19 protein-coding genes are annotated in these 19,898 nt (G+C 42.0%); 3 read left to right on the forward strand and 16 right to left on the reverse strand.

Annotation, left to right across the window (positions count from 1 at the left end):
• Positions 1-96: 96 nt before the first annotated feature.
• The 10 genes from EL081_RS05440 to nox form a co-directional block, all read right to left on the reverse strand.
• The gene (locus tag EL081_RS05440; protein ID WP_126404263.1) at positions 97-807 is read right to left on the reverse strand and encodes an alpha/beta fold hydrolase; all 711 of its coding nucleotides are present in this window, start codon (positions 805-807) and stop codon (positions 97-99) included.
• Complete coding sequence (locus EL081_RS05445; protein ID WP_126404264.1) at positions 804-1,364, reverse strand: sugar O-acetyltransferase; 561 nt, start codon at positions 1,362-1,364, stop codon at positions 804-806. The genes EL081_RS05440 and EL081_RS05445 overlap by 4 nt, the downstream gene beginning before the upstream one ends.
• 56 nt (positions 1,365-1,420) lie before the next feature.
• Positions 1,421-1,546, reverse strand: coding sequence for a hypothetical protein (locus tag EL081_RS10215; protein WP_023023285.1), 126 nt, complete (start codon positions 1,544-1,546; stop codon positions 1,421-1,423).
• Between the two features lie 254 nt (positions 1,547-1,800).
• Positions 1,801-1,998 carry a twin-arginine translocase TatA/TatE family subunit gene (locus tag EL081_RS05450; RefSeq protein WP_126404265.1) on the reverse strand — a complete coding sequence of 66 codons (198 nt, stop codon included), beginning with the start codon at positions 1,996-1,998 and terminating at the stop codon, positions 1,801-1,803.
• Positions 1,999-2,001: 3 nt separating this feature from the next.
• Positions 2,002-2,721, reverse strand: coding sequence for a twin-arginine translocase subunit TatC (gene tatC / locus EL081_RS05455; protein WP_126404266.1), 720 nt, complete (start codon positions 2,719-2,721; stop codon positions 2,002-2,004).
• On the reverse strand, positions 2,711-4,393 hold the full coding sequence (locus tag EL081_RS05460) for an FTR1 family iron permease (protein WP_126404267.1): 1,683 nt from the start codon (positions 4,391-4,393) through the stop codon (positions 2,711-2,713). The genes tatC and EL081_RS05460 overlap by 11 nt, the downstream gene beginning before the upstream one ends.
• Entirely contained in the window at positions 4,371-5,579 is a 1,209-nt protein-coding gene (efeB, locus tag EL081_RS05465; protein WP_048691247.1) for an iron uptake transporter deferrochelatase/peroxidase subunit, read from the reverse strand. The genes EL081_RS05460 and efeB overlap by 23 nt, the downstream gene beginning before the upstream one ends.
• Before the next feature lie 2 nt (positions 5,580-5,581).
• Positions 5,582-6,451, reverse strand: a complete 870-nt coding sequence (gene efeO / locus EL081_RS05470) for an iron uptake system protein EfeO (protein WP_126404268.1) — start codon at positions 6,449-6,451, stop codon at positions 5,582-5,584.
• A 93-nt stretch (positions 6,452-6,544) separates the two neighbouring features.
• On the reverse strand, positions 6,545-8,086 hold the full coding sequence (locus EL081_RS05475) for a ClC family H(+)/Cl(-) exchange transporter (RefSeq protein WP_126404269.1): 1,542 nt from the start codon (positions 8,084-8,086) through the stop codon (positions 6,545-6,547).
• A 107-nt stretch (positions 8,087-8,193) separates the two neighbouring features.
• Positions 8,194-9,570, reverse strand: a complete 1,377-nt coding sequence (nox, locus tag EL081_RS05480; protein ID WP_126404270.1) for a H2O-forming NADH oxidase — start codon at positions 9,568-9,570, stop codon at positions 8,194-8,196.
• Positions 9,571-9,815: 245 nt separating this feature from the next.
• On the opposite strand from nox, the gene EL081_RS05485 reads away from it, so the two are divergent.
• From EL081_RS05485 to EL081_RS05495, 3 genes are read left to right on the forward strand one after another with little or no spacing between them, the layout of a single operon-like run.
• Complete coding sequence (locus EL081_RS05485; RefSeq protein WP_414485342.1) at positions 9,816-10,709, forward strand: FAD:protein FMN transferase; 894 nt, start codon at positions 9,816-9,818, stop codon at positions 10,707-10,709.
• A 24-nt stretch (positions 10,710-10,733) separates the two neighbouring features.
• On the forward strand, positions 10,734-11,339 hold the full coding sequence (locus EL081_RS05490) for an NADPH-dependent FMN reductase (RefSeq protein WP_006596326.1): 606 nt from the start codon (positions 10,734-10,736) through the stop codon (positions 11,337-11,339).
• A gap of 18 nt (positions 11,340-11,357) precedes the next feature.
• Positions 11,358-12,593: an NAD(P)H-dependent oxidoreductase gene (locus tag EL081_RS05495; RefSeq protein WP_126404272.1), complete on the forward strand. Its 1,236-nt coding sequence runs from the start codon at positions 11,358-11,360 to the stop codon at positions 12,591-12,593.
• A 30-nt stretch (positions 12,594-12,623) separates the two neighbouring features.
• On the opposite strand, the gene EL081_RS05500 is transcribed toward EL081_RS05495, so the two are convergent.
• The 6 genes from EL081_RS05500 to EL081_RS05525 all read right to left on the reverse strand — a co-directional run bounded on the left by EL081_RS05500 (position 12,624) and on the right by EL081_RS05525 (position 19,806).
• On the reverse strand, positions 12,624-13,196 hold the full coding sequence (locus EL081_RS05500; protein ID WP_126404273.1) for a TlpA family protein disulfide reductase: 573 nt from the start codon (positions 13,194-13,196) through the stop codon (positions 12,624-12,626).
• Positions 13,197-13,218: 22 nt separating this feature from the next.
• Positions 13,219-13,926, reverse strand: coding sequence for a thiol-disulfide oxidoreductase-associated membrane protein CcdA2 (ccdA2, locus tag EL081_RS05505; protein ID WP_023023299.1), 708 nt, complete (start codon positions 13,924-13,926; stop codon positions 13,219-13,221).
• Between the two features lie 162 nt (positions 13,927-14,088).
• Positions 14,089-15,405, reverse strand: coding sequence for a branched-chain amino acid transport system II carrier protein (gene brnQ, locus EL081_RS05510; RefSeq protein ID WP_126404274.1), 1,317 nt, complete (start codon positions 15,403-15,405; stop codon positions 14,089-14,091).
• A 195-nt stretch (positions 15,406-15,600) separates the two neighbouring features.
• Positions 15,601-16,155 (reverse strand): GNAT family N-acetyltransferase, encoded by a 555-nt coding sequence (locus EL081_RS05515; protein WP_126404275.1) that lies wholly within the window; start codon positions 16,153-16,155, stop codon positions 15,601-15,603.
• A gap of 120 nt (positions 16,156-16,275) precedes the next feature.
• Entirely contained in the window at positions 16,276-18,057 is a 1,782-nt protein-coding gene (locus EL081_RS05520) for an ABC transporter ATP-binding protein (RefSeq protein WP_126404276.1), read from the reverse strand.
• Positions 18,058-18,069: 12 nt separating this feature from the next.
• Complete coding sequence (locus EL081_RS05525) at positions 18,070-19,806, reverse strand: ABC transporter ATP-binding protein (protein ID WP_126404277.1); 1,737 nt, start codon at positions 19,804-19,806, stop codon at positions 18,070-18,072.
• Positions 19,807-19,898: the final 92 nt, after the last annotated feature.

The following is a 19,898-nucleotide window of genomic DNA, read 5'->3' on the forward strand; positions in this document are numbered from 1 at the left end:
CGATTCAAATAGAATGCTGATTATATAAATAATGTTCGGAAATTACTAGACGAATGGATAGAACAACTTCTATATATGAGTTATTTATGAACAAATTTAAATCCAATTGATGATTTCTTTACTGACAAGCTCGGGAACTGCTGTATAAAAATCATGGCCTAGATCCTTTAAGAGCACCTTCTTAATAGAAGGATCTAAATTTTCAAGTGCACTAGCTCTCCATTCAGGCTCATCCTGGTATTTAGGACCGATGAACATGACCTTGCTATCCGTTAGTGGATACTGGAAAGATCGGAGCTCCCGTCTGAGTCTTAACAAGGAAAGAACATCTTGTGGATCCAAATCCAGTTCATAGTGATGGAGGTCAGGATTCCAACGATAACTGGATTGGATGGCCTTTATAGTTGCTGGCGAAGGGTTGTCATTGTCTCCAAGTTCACTTGCAACAGCTTCCTCTAGAGATGGAAATACCTGTTGCTTCAGATAAGAGAGAGTCTCTTCGATTTCCTGCTCTAGTGGTAAGATCTGGTCCATGTCAAGATAGCCACCATCTAGCAGAACCAGATTGGTAATTTGAGGCATATTGGTTGCTAGGTATCGCGCCAAATCTCCACCCAGTGAATGGGCAATGATACAAGTATTTTCGATAGAATCCGCATGTGCTTCAAACCAATCTACTAAATCTTGGGAAGATTCCAGCTTTACCTTATAGGGATCTAGATAGGTGATGGGGTATGGAAAGCAGTGAGCAAATGCGCTTATATGATTTTCGTTACTTCCGAGTCCTCCGATAAAGTAAAACTTCACTCTTTCACCTCTATTTCCTTAATGATTCTGGCTGGATTACCAGCTAGGACTACATTATCCCCGAAGGATTTGGTCACCACTGCTCCTGCTCCAACGACGACATTATCGCCTAAGGTAACGCCTGGAAGGATGATAGCTCCACCACCCGCCCAGAAGTTATCTCCAATCGTTATCGGAGCTCCATATTCTTTTCCTGCATTCCGTTCATGCGGATCTAGGGGATGGAGAGGGGTAAGAAATTGGCAATTGGGACCGATCATGGCGTTATTACCAATCCTGATCGGGCAGACATCCAGCATAGTTAGGTTCCAGTTGGCATAAAAGTTCTCTCCCAAGTGGATATTGACCCCATAGTCACAAGCCAAGAAGGGGTGCAAGGATAGATTTTCTCCAGTAGATCCGAACCAACTTTTTATAAGTTGACTCCGCTTCTCACCGTCTGCTTCTTGGTTAAAGGCAAATTGCTTTGTCCGAGCTTCTTGTGCTAACTTCCTCAATTCTGGATCAATGGGACTGTAAAACTCGCCAGCAATCATCTTTTCATATTCCGTTTTCATAATTATCTCCGTCATATAGTAAAAAACCACTCATAGTGAGTGGGCTTGTTTATCTCTTAATGGTACATCAGGTAGCCATCGAAGAGCTCAAATATTTTTCCTATCGCTCGGAAAACAAGAGCCGCAACAAGGGCAACCAGCAAGAAGTAAGCTACAGCAAAAATCACACTAATGATCATCATGACACACTCCTTTTTAATGTACTTTTTCCACCCTCTATTATACTCCTGGCCAAATTTAGATTCAAGGAAAACGCTATCAAAAGTTGATTTGTTTTCAATTTGTAATTTACAAAAATTTTCAGACGGTTCAATAATAACAAAAAGCAGGATTCATACTTAGATATCGTTTTAACGATCTACTCCTGCTTTTGCTATTATTGAAAATGAAAGAACAAAAGATAGTTCTGTCAGAAAATATCATGAAAGGCAAGCTATTATTCTTCAGTCTTACCAGTCTTTTCTTTGTCCTCTTCTTTTTCAGTAGCACCATTGTTGACGGCTGACTTGAATTCAGAGAACATTTTCCCAAGTGAGCGCCCTAGCTCAGGCAAACGCTTTGGTCCAAAGATTAAGAGGGCTCCCAGGATGATAATAATCAGTCCTGGTGCACCGATATCACGTAAAATTCCCATAATTTATCTCCTTTTTTGTATACGGTTATAGATGATGCGACTGATGCCCAGACTCACTTCATAGAGCAAGATAAGGGGCACGGTCATTGCTAAATCACTGATGAAATCAGCTGGCGTCAGGACGACTGCTAGTACTAGCAATAGAAAGTAGGCTATTCGACGATAGCGCCTTAACCAGTCTGGCGTTAAGATATGAATCGAGGTCAAAAAGGCTACAAGGACCGGCAATTCAAACAAGACACCCAAAGGTACTGTCGTATGAAAGATGAAGGCCAAGTAGTTCTGTGCCGTTAACTGGATGGTAAACTGGCCTTGTCCCAACTTCAAGAGCACCTCGAGAATAGCTGGACTAACCAGATAATAGCCGAAGAGTAAGCCTAGCAAGAAACAAATCAAACTTGCCGGCACATAGAGCAGAATAGCTCCTGCTTCTCCCTTTCTCAAAGCTGGTTTTACAAATTGCCAGACTTGAAAGAGGGTGAAGGGCAGGGTGATGGTAAAGGCTATTAAGCTTGCCAACTGAAGGTAGATGCTTAAAATGTCATTAGGGCCAAGGACCAAGAGTTTCTCTCGAAATCCAGCCGTCAAAAAGGCATAAAGCTGGTCAGAAAACAAGAGGGCTCCACAAAAGACAATGAAAAAACAAAGGATACAAGCGATGAAGCGTCGTCTAAACTCACTTAAATGCTCTACAATAGTGAGCCTTCTATCTTCATTTTTCATGCTGCTTCACCGTCACAATCCCGACAATAAGAACGAATAGAACTTGGCAAGCAAGAACTTCCCAGCTCGGATAGATCCCCGCCCAATCAATGGTTGGGAAATTACTCAAGATATGATTGGGAAGCATATTGGTTAATTGAAGCGCGTGCAGGCTCACCCCCAGCATCTTAAAGGCCAGGGCATAGATCATCCAAGTCAGGATGAAGAAAATCTTATGTGGCTTGACTAGATGGCTTGCCTTGGTCATGAGAATAGCGAGAATGGCTAAAACTGCAAGTGCCAAGCCGATCCCTAGGAAGAAATCAAAGGAGCGAATACGAGGGAGGATCCCCACATAGAAAAGGATAGTCTCAGCCCCCTCACGGAAGACAGCTAAGAAACTGAGGGCAAACATAGAAATGAAACTTCCAGTTGCTGTCACAGCCTTCATCTGACTTTCCATGAATTGGTTCCATTTTTGAACGGAGGACTTACGATGTAGCCAAATCCCAATGACAATCATCATGCCTACTGCGATAATCCCTACTGCCCCTTCGATCACCTCGCGGTTTGAAGCCGAGGTCACAGCTGGGAATAAGAATTGAAGAGCGACTGCAATGGCTGCACTGGCTAGAATACCCAGAAGAGCACCTGCATAAACCCATTTCAATCCTTTGAATAGTTTTGCTGACTTGAGAACGGTCACTAAAGCCATGATAATCAATAGAGCTTCGACTCCCTCGCGTAAGAGGATCAACATAGCATCAACCGCCGAATAAGAAGCGGTGGTATCAATAGCTGATAGATCACTAATCAGAGCTTCCAGTTGCTTTTGGTACTTGCTTTCCTTCCCCTTGACCATAATAACTGGACTTTGACTTTCTACCCGCGTATAGAGACTAGGATTGGTCGTGCTGACATCTCCTTCGATCGTTGGCCAAATGGTAATGAACTCCTTCATGACTTGACTAGCTTGGCTAGTCTCATTGGCTTGAAAGAGACTAAGAGCTTTCTTGAGGAGCTTAATCCCGTCTGAAAGGGTCAGATTGGAACTTGTTTCCTCAATCTTTTCCCCACTGATAAACTGATCCAAGACATTTTTTAGGTCATTGTAAGAAGATTGGATGGAGTCAAAGTTTGTAGGCTCTGTTTCGATCGCACTTCTCAAGAAGGAAATGGCTGTTTCTACCTTTCCGTAATAAGCGGTACTGTGATCTCTGACAACCGCTTCATTCCGGGTCCAGGTGTTGTTTAAATCAGCGTAAGCTTTTCGTGTCGCTTGGAGATCCTTTGCTGTGATTGCCTCTTGTAGCTTCTCAAAGTAAGGTTGCAAGCGAGTTTCTAGCTTCTCCTTTTCAGCATCCAGATCGACTGGATTTTGCTCTTTTTCAAAGGCTAGCAAGGAAGTGGAGACAGTCACCAATTGCTTTTCTGTGATCTCACCTTCCAAGTCCAGACTCTTCTGGACCTCTTTTCCTGCTTTGGAATCATGATTGGCCTTCTTTAGAAACTCTTCTTTTATCTCTGCGACAAGAATGTGAGCCTTTTCTTGATCCTTATCCCGAACTGCTGTCGTTGCATCCGTGATTTTGATAAAGAGATCACTATAAGACTCAGCTTGGACAGGGGATACGTTGAAAAAGAGGCAGGCTACAAAGACAACTAATAATTTATTCAAATAAGTCTTGACCAATGTATCCTCCTTCCTTCACACCTCCGAAGCAGGCAAAGAGGCCACTGCCAATATGGGTTACATATTCATTCATCTTATCGTCTGCCCCAAGATTGGTTTGGATTTTCACAAAGCGGTCTGGATCCTTTTGAAAGGCAATAAATAGCAATCCTGCATCAAACTGCCCCGTTTTCGGATCAATCCCATCAGAGTATGAATAAGAGCGTCGCAAAATTGGCAGATCCACTTCTTTAGCCAAACGGACATGTGAGTCAACTGGTAAGAGGGAGAGGTCCACTTCGTCAAACTCGTTTTTCTTTCCAAATGGTGCGCCACTTTCTTTATAGCGTCCAAAGGTATTTTCTTGCTCCTGCAGGTTGGTCCGGTCCCAGGTCTCTAGGTGCATGATAATCCTGCGGACAGCCATGTAAGAGCCGTTTTTCATCCAGTCTTGACTATCAGCCCAGACGACCTTATCAAAATCTTTCTCCGTTGTAACGTTGGCAGTCCCATCCTTAAAGCCAAAAAGGTTCCGGGGCGTTTCCATGCGATCCCCAATAGCAGCAAATCCTGATTGGCTCCACTTCATGGTCACCTTATTGCGTCCTTTACGGATCAGATTACGGACGGCATGAAAGGCCACCTGCTCATCATCTGCGCATGCTTGGATAACGATATCACCACCCGTATACTGCTCTCTCAACTGTTCCTTAGGAAAAGCTGGCAGATCCCGGAAGAGTTTAGGACGTTTCTTCTCAAGGCCTAGTTTGGTCAAAAAGCTTGCCGAAACACCAAAGGTTAGGGTGAGGCGGTAAGGATTTAGTCCGACTGTTTCCCCAGTATCACTTGGAGGCAAGAGAGCGTTGGATCCATCTTTTTTGACCAGTTCTCCATTGACTAATTTCTGGCTATAATCTGTCCAGTCTTTAAACAACTGAATCAATTCGTTTTTATCTGTCGTCCGGAGATCGAGCACCACAAAATAGATATTCTTCTGCATGGGGGTGGTAATTCCAGCCTGATGCTTGCCGTAAAAGCTAATTTCTTCTTGACCGTCTGCGATATTTTTGGAGCCTTGCTCCTTATTAGCGAAAAAAGCAGAAGCACCGGATAGACCAAGTGCTAAGCCTGCTCCCCCAATACCTGCTTTTTTCAGAAATTCGCGACGATCCATCTTCTTTTCAAAAAATTTTTCGTCTTTTGTCATTGTTATTTACCGTTTAAAATGATTCCCATTTGAGAGAGTGGTTCTCCCAATTTTGTAACTGCTTCTGCTAGTTCTTTGGTATCTTCTTCTGTTAGGTCTGTATATGATTTATAGTTGGAATCATCAGTCATATGTTTGTCTAACAAGTCATTCACCGCCTTGAATTCTGTTTCAAGGGTTTTCACTAGTTTGGCATCCTTTTTCTCAATGAGAGGTTTGAAGAGTGCAAAAATCTTCTCAGCCCCTTCGATATTGGCCCGGAAGTCATAGAGATCTGTATGAGAGAAAATTTCTTCTTCCCCAGTGATCTTTTGTGTCGCCACTTCATTTAAGAGGTCAACCGCACCTGTCAACATCAAATCTGGCGTCACTTCTACTGTCGCAATCTTAGCTTTCAACTCTTTGATATCATTTACCAATTGCTCCGCATATTTTTCAGTGCCTTCGGTTGTATTTTGTTCCCAGAGGATGCGTTCGATACGGTGGAAGCCTGACCATCCTTCTTCTGATTTGTTTTCATCGACATAGTCAACCAAACGGAAGTCAATCTTGACATCAGACTCCCCAAAGCTTTCAGCAATTGGTTCAGAGCGTTCATAAGACATCCGAATCAAAGGATAGACCTTCTTAGCTTCTTCTAAATCACCACTTTTGAGGACTCTTTGAAATTCCTCTGTATCTTTTAACAACTGGTCGATTTGGCCTTGCACAAACTCCTTGTATTCACTTGTCGCCTGGTCCAAGGCTTTTTGGTCCTCTTTTGACAATTTCACTGTCGAAGTGGAACTATTTGTAGTTGTGTTTTTTGAAGATGTATTGGCACAGCCCGCTAATAAAGCGACTGATAAGAGTGCTACTGCAAGTTTTTTCATGGGAATTTTCTCCTGAATTCTTTTTTACGTGGACTATTATAGCAAAGATTTTCTCATTTTTCAACAATTGTCAGAAAACTTTAATAAAATGAATTAAAGAAGTAATTCTTTCACTCGACCGATATCTGTCTCTTTTACTACTAGGTAGATACTATCTCCTAGATAGAGGCGGGTGCTGCCATGCACCGTACTATTTTTGCCATTATGCTGATGAGTTGTGATCAGGAGGTCTCTCGGTAGGTCTAAATCTCGAACCTGACGGCCTGCTAGTTTCTCCGATACTGGAATTTCGATCAGGGTTAAGACATCTGAACCGCTGGTCACTTCAGGCATCAATTGCTCCAGCATGGCTTCGTAGACAGGGGCTCCTTTTAGCAGATCCATGGTAATGTAAGCTGTCAAAGTCACCAAGCCAATCGGCATCAAGGTTCGTATATCTCCTACCATTTCAGTCACTAGAATCATGGCTGTCAAAGGCGCTTTTGATATGGCACTGAAATAACCACTCATTCCTAAAATAACAAACAAGGGGAGTTGATTAGAATGTATGAGACCAAACTTCAATAAAACAGCCGCAACCAAGGCTCCTAAAACAGATCCAAGAGCTAGAATCGGAAGGAAGATGCCACCAGGAAGGCCACTGCCGTAACTGATCATACTCCAGATAAACCGTATCACAAAATAAAAGACTAGTGTTTGGATACCAAGAGGGACATGCGCTAAGTTCAAAACCAACTGGTTACCACCGCCAAGTAAATGTGGGAAATAATAACCGATCGGTAGGATCAAAAGAAAAGCAAAGAGTGGAAAATAGGGGGCAGATACTTTGAACCAGCTACCGAGCTTTTGATAAACACGACCAATATTTAAAACAGCAACTTCATAGAAATAACCAGTTAGGCCCAGAAAAATTCCCATGACTAAGAAAATCCAATAACTGGATAAATCGATATGGGGGATGTGGTCCGGCATGTTTAAAACAGGTGTTTGACCGAAAATATTGAGGGAGACAAAGTTTGCGACCAAACTCGCAGCCAAGGTCGATACCCAGAAGACACGAGAAAAATGATGGTAGACTTCTTCTACTACAAAGAGTAGACCCGCAATCGGTGCATTGAAGGCTGCTGCCAAACCTGCTGCAGCACCGCTAGCAATCAAGGCTCTTTCTTCTACTGGACTAAGCGCAAGTTTCTTAGCCAGCCCCTTTCCTCCCATGGCGCCAAGTTGGATACTGGGACCTTCACGCCCCAACATCAGACCACTAGCAATTGCTAAAATCCCTAAAATGTACTTCTGCCAAAGCGTAGCCCACCAGTCTATCTGTAGCAGTCCTTTTAATTCCGCTTCTACTTGAGGAATACCAGATCCTTTAACGTTTTTGTTCTTTTTGATGAGCTGGCTAGCTAGCAAAATAATAAAAAGATACATCGAAAGGATGATGATCCAATTGATCGGACTTCTTCCAAGATCCTTATACAATCCCTGTACAATATGAAAGAGATGCTCAATAAAAAATCGAAAACTCGAGACAATCGCGCCGACTACAAGTCCTACTAAAACACCTCTGCTAACCTGAGATAAAATAGATCTCGAGGTCGATTGAAATTCTCTTTGGATTTGCTGACTTTGTTTCATATATTCTTTTCAACTCCCAGATTTCTTGCTTTAATTATACTATTTTTTATAGCTTTTGAGTAAGACAACAGCAAAAAAACGCCCTCATGAGCGTTTTTTGGACTTAGTTATTTAGCAGTAAGTGCTGCCATAGTAATGTAGTTGTATGGTTTGTTGAAGTGTGGCAAGAAGAATAGGTCTGTCAATGCCAATTTTTCAATTGTAACATGCTCTTGGATTGCCAATGAGAACATGTGGATACCCATTGAGATTGCAGCATCACGTGATACCATTTGAGCACCAAGGATTTCACGACTATCTTGATCATAAACGATCTTGATAGCAACTTCATGGTTATCATGTTTCATAAATTCTGGTTTTTGAAGGTCGTTAAATCCAGTTTCAGTTGCATTGTAGCCTGCAGCTTTTGCTTTTTCAAGTGTCAAACCAGTTGAAACCATGTGAAGACCATAGATAGAAATACCATTTGATCCTTGCACACCGATTCCTTCAAGTTCATGTCCACAAGCGTTGTACGCACCTACGATACCGGTACGAACAGCGTTTGAAGCAAGCGCGATGTAGCTAGTGTCTTTACGAGCGTTGTCATAAACAGTCGCACAGTCACCTACTGCATAAACACCTGGAATTGATGTTTCTTGTTTCTTGTCAACAAGGAAGGCACCGTTACGGAAGAGTTCAATCTTACCGTCAGCAAGAGCTGTGTTTGGACGGAATCCAACTGCAAGAACAACCATATCCACATCAAATGTTTCTTTGTCAGTGATCAAGCGTTCAACTTTACCTTCACCTTCGATAGCTTTAACAGTTTGTCCAAGAGCCAAACGGATGTTGTGGTCTTCCAAGTTTTTAGCCATCATTTGTGTGAAGTCTTTGTCATAGTATCCGTTCAATACTGTGTCAACGATATCAACAAGGACAACTTCTTTTCCAAGACGTTCGAAAGCTTCAGCAAGCTCAACACCAATGTAACCACCACCAACTACAGCGATACGTTCAAGGTGTTTGCTCTTATCAGCAAGTTTGTTGATAACTTCTTCAGCATTTTGGTATAACTTAACAAATTGTACGTTTTCAAGAGTTGCTTTGAACTCACGGTTCCCTTTGACAATTTCAACACCTTCAATTGGAGGCAAAATTGGTGTAGAACCAGTAGCAAAGATCAACTTATCGTATGATTCTTTGTGTTCTTTTCCTTCAACTTCTGCAGTAACAACTTTGTTATCGTAGTCGATTGAAAGTACAGGTGAGTTCATGTAAATTTTCGCACCTTTAGCTTCAAGCGTTTCTTTATCAGAGTAGAACAAGCCTTCAGGACCGTCGATTTGCTCACCGATCCAAAGAGCCATTCCACATCCAAGGAATGAAATATTTGAGTTTTGGTCAAATACAACGATTTCATTTTCGTTTCCAAATTTATCCAACATTGTGTTGATACATGCAGTTCCAGCGTGGTTAGCACCCACAACTACGATTTTACTCATAGAAAAAATCCTACCTTTAATTTTATTTACCATACAATTATAACATGAAAATGATATCGTTTCCAAATTTTTTGCTTACAATTTGTGATATTATTTTCAAATCAATTTGCATAAGTCCTGAAAAATGTCAATAATTTTGCTTGGGGGGATTGTGAAATGGCTTTCTTTTTGATAAACTTGAAGTAGGTGAATATTGGAAAGGTGGTTTACTATTTGTGGAACTAACTAGTCGATCTGAACGCCTAATGGGCTCCACCATAACCGTTTCGATTTCTCATCAACAAGCTGACCAAATACTGGCCGATTGCTTTAGTCTCCTGCGATCCTATGAGCATCGCTTTAGTGCCAATGACTCTTCTTCTGAATTGATGGAGGTCAATCAAAAAGCTGGCATTGAACCCGTAAAGGTTCATCCAGATCTTTTTTCACTGATTGCTCTAGGAACTAGCCATAGTCAGGCGCAAGGAAGTCATTTAAACATTGCGATTGGTCCACTTGTCCAAACCTGGAGAATTGGTTTTTCAGATGCTAGGAAGCCTGATCAAGTAGAAATTGAACAAGCCCTAACAGTCATTGACCCTCATCAGATTTGCTTAGATCCGAATCAACAAACTGTTTTTCTCAAAAGAAAAGGGATGAAAATTGATCTAGGTGCTTTAGCTAAGGGGTTTAGTGCTGATTTACTAGCTAACTATCTCAGGAGTCAGGGGATTGAACAGGCTTTAATTGATTTGGGAGGCAATATCCTTACCCTTGGTCAAAACCCTGTCAGTCATCGCCCTTGGAGAATTGGGATTCAAGATCCTCATCTTCCAAGAGGAGAACATTTACTGGTTCTATCTGTAACAGATAAGTCCGTCGTGACGTCAGGTACCTATGTTCGACACCTCGAAGTTGACGGCCAGTCCTTCCATCATATTTTTGATCCCCAAACCGGCTATCCTGTCGAAACGGAACTGGCAAGTCTCACGATTATTTCTGATCGATCAGTTGACGGAGAGATTTGGACCACCCGCTTGTTCGGTGAAGAACCGAGCAACATTTTAAACATTGTTGAAACCTTACCTGGCATGGATGCTATTCTAGTCTATCAGTCAGGTCGCCTCGCCTATACCAGTGGGCTACATGATTATTTATAATTTTAATTTCAGAAAGGAATTTCCATGACAAAACTTATTGCGATCGTTGGAACAAACTCCAAACGTTCAACAAACCGCCAACTACTTCAATACATGCAAAAGCATTTTGCTGACAAGGCAGAGATTGAGTTAGTTGAGATCAAAGATATCCCTGTCTTCAACAAACCAGCCAACAAACAAGTTCCTGAAGCTATCTTAGAGATTGCTGCGAAAATTGAGGAAGCTGATGGCGTCATCATTGGCACACCAGAATATGATCACTCCATCCCTGCTGTATTGATGAGTGCACTTGCTTGGCTATCTTATGGGATCTACCCATTATTAAGCAAACCAGTGATGATTACTGGTGCTTCTTATGGTACACTTGGTTCATCTCGTGCCCAATTGCAACTGCGTCAAATCTTGAACTCACCAGAAATTAAAGCCACTGTCCTTCCAGACGAATTCTTGCTTTCTCACTCTCTTCAAGCATTTGATCAAAATGGTGACTTAGTAGATCTTGACGTCATCAAGAAATTGGATGCTATCTTTGATGACTTCCGTATCTTTGTTAAAGTTACTGAAAAATTGCGCAACGCTCAAGAATTACTTCGTAAAGATGCCGAAGACTTCGACTGGGAAAACTTGTAAGATAGGAGACATACTAGCATGAAATTTGTAGGACTTGTAGGATCTAACTACGACCAATCATATAACCGCAAACTTTTGGAATTCATCCGTCGTCATTTTAAGATCAAATTTGAATTAGAAGTTCTTGAAATCGACGAAGTTCCAATGTTCAACCAAGATGAAAAATGGGACGAAAGCTTCCAATTGCGTCTCCTTAACAATAAAATCACTCGTGCCGATGGTGTGATTATTGCAACTCCTGAACACAACCACACCATTTCAGCAGGACTAAAATCTGTTTTAGAATGGCTTTCCTATGAAGTGCATCCTTTTGAAAGCAAACCTGTCATGATTGTAGGTGCTTCTTACTACGACCAAGGGACTTCTCGTGCTCAAGTTCACCTTCGTAAAATACTTGATGCTCCAGGTGTCAATGCCTATACCCTTCCAGGGAACGAATTCCTTCTAGGAAAAGCGAAAGAAGCTTTTGATGCAGATGGCAACATCACGAACGAAGGAACAGTTAAATTCCTTGAAACTTGTTTAGATAACTTTGTGAAATACGTAGGAGTCGTTTCTAAATTGAAAAAACCAAAACCAATTGAACCAGAAGATTTGGATTGCGGAAAACCAATCGCTACTACCATCACTGAGGTTGACCCAGATGATCCAGATTGGGTAGAAAAAGTTGCAGAAATTACAGGTGCTGTATCAGGCGATACTTATGTCAAATTGGACCACGGTATCCTGACTGTTAATCAAATCGATATGTTCTTAAAAGCTATGCCTTTCGAATTGACATACGCAGATGACAACAACCAGTTCCTCTACTACAACAATGCCCACCAAGATCCAGATACCATGTTTGCGAAACGCGTGCCACCTCAATCAGGTAGCCGGATGTCAACCGTTCACGGTTCTCTTCCACCAGCACGTATGAAAAACGTTGAATGGGTCATTGGTACTCTTCGCAACGGAAACCAAGAATATGTTCGTACCATTGTTCCAGGCTCTCCTGAAGGCGTGATCAATACTCACAACTATCAAGCTATGTACTATCCAGATGGTTCATATGCTGGTATCAACGAAATCGTCTTTAACTTCCAGCCATGGTTGGACTGGTACCTTCAAACAACTGGTCAACGCTTAGTAGGCGGTAGCGGACCATTCGCTCCTGCTGGCGGCCATGGGGATGCAGACGCTACTTCAGGTGCTTCAGATGCTGGAGGACACGGTGACGCAGCTGCTGATGCTACATCTGGTGCAAGCAACTAATAAAAAAATGAAGCTTTATGCTTCATTTTTTTATTTCAACTCTTTGATAATCTTCTTAGCATCTTCGTTTGAAATTACCCCTAATTGAACATGTCCAATCTTTCCTTGGCTATCGATAAAGACTTCCGTAGGAATGGAACGAACTTGATAATTCATAAAGGCAGATCCATCTGGATTGTACAAAACAGGCACTGATTGATAGTCTTGTTGGGCAAACCATTCAACGAATTCTTCTTCAGTTTTTTCACCCTGCATCCCTGGTGCCATAACTGTGAGAATCTCAAAGTCACGGTCCTTTTCTTCGACCAGTTTATTCAGTTCAGGCATACTTTGTCGGCAAGGACCACACCAAGTCGCCCAGAATTTCAAGTAAACCTTTTTGCCTCTATAGTCTGAAAGTTTAACCGTGTTCCCCTTCATATCCTTTAGCTCGAAGTCACTAGCTTCTTTTCCTACTAAAGGATGTTTACTTGTGCTAGTATTGGTCATTGATTGATTATTCATGGATTGATTATTCATGCCGCTTTCGGACTGATTCATAGAGCAAGCAGTCAGGATAGACAGAGAAAGAAGCGAAAAACTGGCGTATTTAATAACTTTCATAATGAGTAAACCTCCATTTAATTTATGAAAAGATAGCAGACAAGCTATTCAATTGTCCCAAGAGTAACAAAATCCCCATAATGATGATGATCAAGCCACCAATTTTCTTCAGTAACAAGAGATGGGGTTTTAGACGATTAAAGTATGGGAGAACAATCCCAGACGCTAAGGCCAAAAGTAAAAACGGAATAGCCATCCCTAGTGTATAGATAAAGAGATAGAGAGCACCCATGAGGGCATCTTGACCATTGGACGCTGCTAAGGCAAGGACAGAGCCTAGAACCGGACCGATACATGGCGTCCAGCCAAAGCTAAAACCAAGCCCAAGCAAAAAAGCTGAAAGTAATTCATTCTTGTGTTTGTTGGCTCCAAAATCCATTGTCTTTTGCTTTTCTAAGAAGTTAAAGTGAAAGACTTCCATCTGATGAAGACCAAGGATAATGATCAGCGCTCCCATCAAGTATCGGAACCAGTTGGTGTACATAATTTGCCCAAGTAGACCTGCCCCAAAACCAATAATGAGGAAAATGACAGAAATCCCTGCGATAAAACACAAGGTCTTTACAAGACCATGCCAGCGAATCTTCTTCCCAAAAATCTGAATGGATTTTTCCTGATCACTTCCTAACAAGACACCGATATAAACTGGAAGCAAAGGAAATACACAGGGAGAGAAAAAGGAGAGAATCCCTGCCAGAAAGACTGTGAAGGAGAAAACGATTTGATTCATAAAACACTCCGTATATTGATATGCTACAACTAGTATAACACTCCAACTCCTAAATTAAAAATTTCTGCTACGCTTTGATTTCTAATGGATCATTTAGAAACTAGTTTCAAAGCCAAACAAAAACTCCAAAGCATATCACTTTGGAGTTCAATTGACGACTTATTATTCTTCTGCGCTTTGTTTATTTGGCAAGAAAAGAGAGAGGACAATACCAACTACTGCTGGGAGTAACCATGGAAGGGACTGGGCGGCAAATGGTAAAGTTTTAATGACGTTTGCCAGACCTGTAAGTTTGAAGGTGCTTGCAAGAACATCTGCAATCGCCACCAAGCTAACTAAGAAAATAGTCAGTTGCATTCCTGGTTTTGATAGTTGAGTAAATTTGTTTACAATCACAATCAACACTATAGTAATGGTGATTGGATAGAGGATCATCAAGACAGGCAATGAATAGGCAATAATGGCGCTCAAGCCAAGATTGGCAATCGCAAAACCAATCAAAGTGAAGACTGTCGCATAGACCTTGTAAGAGATTTTAGGGAAGGTGTTATGGAAGAATTCCCCGGTTGACACTATCAAACCGGCTGTTGTCGTGAAGCAAGTCACCGTCACCATACCCGCAAGGAAGATTTGAGCAGCTGGTCCAAAGATAGCCTTGGTTGCTTCTGAAAGGACATAGACCCCTTTATTGGCATCAGATGCCATTACTTTTGCTGGAATTGGGAAATGATTTCCAAGGTAACCCAAGCCAATGTATAAAATACTAAAGCCGATGGCTACGACAATCCCAACGATCCAGATGGTTTTAATGTATTCTTTCTTGCTGGTGAAACCAAGTTGATTAAGGGTAGTTACCGCAATCACACTAAAGGCTACTGAAGCGAGGGCATCCAAGGTATTATACCCTTCAAGGAAACCTTGACCAAAGGCAGATGCTTGGTAGGCTTCTGTTGCCACTTGTGGCGCGTGTCCGCTGTATTTGAAGGTGCCGAGGACAACCAATACAACAATCAAGATAGCAAAAACAGGAGTTAAAATCCGACCAATACTATCTAAGATTTTAGAAGGGTGAAGGGCAATCAAATAGGCTAAACAGAAATAAACCAAGGTGAAAACGAAGAGACTAAGTTTTCCACTTGAATTTCCTAACAAGGGCGCAATCCCAACTTCGTAGGAAACGGTAGCCGTTCTCGGAATGGCAAAGAAAGGACCAATAGACAAATACAAAGCTACCAGATAAACGATGGCAAACCAAGGTGCGATTTTACGTGAAATCTCATGAATATAGCCTTTAGGATTGAGCGTCCCAATGATCAAGGTAATAATCGCAATTCCTACTCCTGATAAGACAAATCCAGCAATAGCTGGCCAAAAATGGCTACCCGATTGGGCACCCAGTGCAGGCGGAAAGATTAAGTTCCCTGCACCGAAGAAAATACCAAATAACAGTAAACCTGTTAAGGAACCTTTTCGTAACATGTGTTCTCCTTTACATTTTTCAATCTTATCTAGTATAACAGCTTTCTTCCACCACGGCAATTCTTTTTACTGGAATAATTGCATTTAAAAATAACTTAAGACAAAGAAGACTCTACTGTAGATTCTTATATACTTCTTCATCCATTAATTAAAAAAGTGCTTCTCTGCAATCTAACAGAGAAGCACTTTTTGTTTTTAATCTTCACTAAAGCGTCGGTATTGGATGCGAAAATCAAAATAATTCTCTTCCTGAAGTTTACGGAAGATATCACGGTAGGCCTCCTCATCGAAGCCCTCTCCTCGGTAGAGAATCTCGAAACTAAGGTCTTCGTATTCAAGAAAAGCATTGGCTGTTTTAAAGCCATTTCGAATATAGAAATCCATCCGAGCTTGACGTTGCTCTAGATTATCACATTCTTCATCCAATCGCTCAACTTCTAACAACATGGTCCGTTGGTAAAATTCCACTAATTTTTCAATAATTTCTTGACCATAGCCGTGACTCCGCAAGTGAGGCATAATGGCAAAGAAACTGACGTAAAAGGCCTTAGCATTTGAAATAGCAAAGGCAAATCCGACAAATTCATCCTCATTGTAAAAAGCGAAAAAGTGAGCGTCGTCATTATCCGTATAGCGTAAAAACTCCGATAAAGGAATCCGTTCCTCTTCTGGAAAAGCTTCAATGTTAAGCCTTTCGACCTTATCCAAATCTGGGAACGTTTCAGTGATTAATTGGCTGGTTAAGCGCATAAAGCCTCCATTTCTGCTACGATTATAGCAAATAAAACAACCACCTTCAAGAAATCCGACTTCTAACAAAATGAAGTGTTTTGCCTAACAAACAAGAGCGACGGCTCTTTTTTGACGTTTTTATTGAGCTTCTACTTTCTTGGAAAATTGGCTCATGTACAAGTCGTAATAGAATCCTTTTGCTTCCAAAAGAGACTCATGGTTCCCCTGTTCGATGATTTGCCCCTCTTTAAGAACTAAAATCTTATCCGCTTCTTGGATTGTAGACAAGCGGTGAGCAATGACAAAGCTAGTCCGTCCCTTCATCAAGTTCTTCATAGCCTTTTGAATCAAGAGTTCCAGACGGGTATCCACTGAGGATGTCGCTTCATCCAAAATCAAAATTTTAGGATCAGCTAGCAGGGCACGCGCAATAGTCAACAACTGCTTCTGTCCCAAAGAGATATTACTAGACTCTTGGTTCATCTCCATATTGTAGCCCCCCGGAAGCGTCCGGATAAAGTGGTCTACATTGGCAGCTTTGGCAGCAGCGACAATCTCTTCGTCTGTTGCATCCAAGTTTCCAAAGCGCAGATTTTCTTTAATGGTCCCTTCATAAAGCCAAGCGTCCTGAAGAACCATCCCAAACTGCTTGCGATAATCTTGGCGAGATAGGTCGCGGATATCATGTCCATCTACCGTAATAGCCCCCTTGGTCACGTCATAGAAACGCATCAGCAGATTGATGAGCGTGGTTTTTCCTGCACCTGTAGGTCCGACAATGGCCACCATCTCACCAGGCTTGACCTCTAGGTTAAAATCACGGATTAATGGTTTATCTTCCACATATTGAAAGTCCACATGATTAAAGCTAACCTGTCCAGTCAATTCCTTGTCCAGAGCTTCATTTTTACCAAGTACTTCATCTGGTTCATCAAGTACTTGGAAGACCCGGTCCAGTGAAGATTTAGCACTTTGCAAGGTTCCAGCTAACTGGCTCAAGTTTTGAATAGGCTGATTGATCTGCCAGACATACTGGACAAAAGCCTGCATGTTCCCAACTGTCAAACGACCTGCAAGAACTTGAATGGCTCCGATAACTGCGACCAAAAGATAGGTCAAATCAGAGATTGCATTCAGAATAGGCATCATCAGTCCAGAAATAAAATTCGCTTTAAATCCAACTTGCTGCAGACGACGGGTAATGTCACGGAAGTCTTCTTGCGATGATTCTTCCCGTACATAGAGTTTTAAGACGTTGAAACCACTCAAGTTTTCCTGAACAAAACCATTTAGAGCTCCAAGGACATCAGCCTGCTCCTTAAAGTAAGGCTGGGATTTCTTCATAATCAACTGGGCACCGAAGAAGGTGATCGGGATAGAAGCAATCACAATTAGACCCAAAGTGAGGTTGAGATAGAGCACCATAGCGATGACCAAGCTTAAGGTGAAAATGGCATTCACAATTTGAAGGAAGGACTGCTGCAAGGCGTTTGAAACCGTCTCGACATCGCTGGTAAAGCGACCCAGAAGATCCCCAAATTGGTGCTGATCAAAGTAAGAAATCGGGATGCGATTGATCTTTTTAGATAGGTCATTACGCATATCCTCGATCATGCTTTGGACGGCATTGGTCATGAAATAGTTGGAATAATAAGATCCAAGCTCATATAAAACTCCACGGAAGAGATAGACAATCATAACCCAACCAACATAGCCAGCGTTAATCTCAGCTCCCGCTACTCCTCTAGCCATATCTGTCAGGTTAGCTGTCAATTTTGTGATAGCGAGTCCAAGAATATAGGGCTCAATAACACTCATAACCACACTCAGAATCTTTAGGAGTGTAGCGAAAATAACGGCAAAACGATAAGCTCTTAGATAGCCCCAAAGACGTACAAAACTGGAACGTTTTTCTTTCATTTTCTCCCCCTCCTATTCTTCTGTTAATGATTGGTTATTCAACTGAGAGCGAGCAATCTCACTGTAGATTTCATTGGTTGCTAGAAGTTCCTCGTGGGTACCACGACCGACGATTTCTCCATGATCCAAGACGATGATTTGATCCGCATCCATGATGGTCCCAACCCGCTGGGCTACGATCAAGACGGTCGCATCTCCTGTTACTTCCTTGAGACGTTTTCTCAGTGTAGCATCTGTCTTGTAGTCAAGAGCCGAGAAGGAATCATCAAAGATATAGATATCCGGCTCTTTAACAACTGCACGCGCAATGGATAGACGTTGTTTCTGTCCACCAGAAAGGTTGCTTCCCCCTTCTGCTAAATGAGTGTCAAACTGCTCTTCCTTGCTTTCGATAAACTCTTTAGCTTGGGCCACATCTGCTGCCTTGTCTAGCTCCTCAATGCTGGCATCTTCTTTTCCGTAACGAAGGTTTTCGGCAATAGTCCCCGTGAAGAGTAAGGCCTTCTGTGGGATGAATCCAATCTTATGGCGCAAGGCTTTAACATTAAAATCACGCACATCTACACCATCCACTAAGATTTTCCCTAAGGTCACATCATAGAATCGAGGAATGAGCTGGACCAGAGAGGATTTCCCAGAACCGGTCGATCCAATAAAAGCAATGGTCTCCCCCGGCTTAGCCTTAAAGGAAATATTATGAAGGACTGGACTCTCTGTCTCACCAGGATAGGCGAAGGTTACATTGTCAAACTCCAAATACCCCTTGGTTTCAGTCTCAGTAACTCCATTTTCATTTGGATCGATAGAAATCGGCATGTCCATAATTTCTTTCAAACGATGACTAGAGACAGCCGTCCGTGGGTACATGGTAAAGAGATTAGCTAGGAATAGGAAAGAAAGCAAGGCATGGAAACTGTATTCGATAAAGGCGACAAGATTCCCGATTTCTAAACTTCCATCCCCTAGAGGATCCAAGGCGAACCATACAATAGCTACAATCATGGCGATGATGATTTGAACAAAGAGCGGCTCCGTCAAGCCGGTCAATTTAAAGAGTCTATTCGAGTTGTCCGCATAGATTGCATTGGCTTGGCCAAATTTTTCCTCTTGGAATTCCTCACGGGCAAAGGCACGAATAACCCGAAGGCCTGTGAGGTTTTCTCGCGCATATTGATTGAGCTTATCCAAGGTTTCCTGCTGCTTCTCTGACAAAGGTCTGGTCTTGATAGCTACATACCAGACGACCACGGCCAAAAATGGCATCGAAATCGCCACAATCCAAGCAAGCGATGGACTCGTTTGTAAAATCAACAGAATACTTGACAGCATCATGATAGGGGTAATGACCCCAAGTTTTAACATCTGGTCAGAAAACTGCATCAGGACAAAAGCGTCAGACGTCATCCGCGTCACTAAGGAAGAAACACCAATCTTTTCATACTCATGGTGAGAATATTCCTGAAGCTTCTCATAAAGGTCATTGCGCATATCCATGACCATGGTTGTAGTAATCTTCCCAACCGCATAGGCTAGAACGATTCGCCCGAGAATCCCTATGATGATCACACCAAACATAACCCAGGCCCAGAAATAAACTCGCTCTATATCTCTCGGATTGATCCCCTCATCAATCATACGAGCCAGAACAGTTGGCAGACCGAGGTTAACAATCACAAAAAAGATGGCAGCTGTAAAATTCAAGCACAACCATTTTGGATATTTTCTCAAATAAGACCAAATATATCCCATACCTTTCTCCTCCCTATACAATAAAAAAGCACCCTTAAGTACTTTTTAAGCTGTTTTAGAAAGCACGTTGCCTTCTTTAATTCATCCCTATT

Origin of the sequence: Streptococcus viridans (assembly GCF_900636365.1) — a bacterium.
GTDB lineage: Bacteria > Bacillota > Bacilli > Lactobacillales > Streptococcaceae > Streptococcus > Streptococcus viridans_A.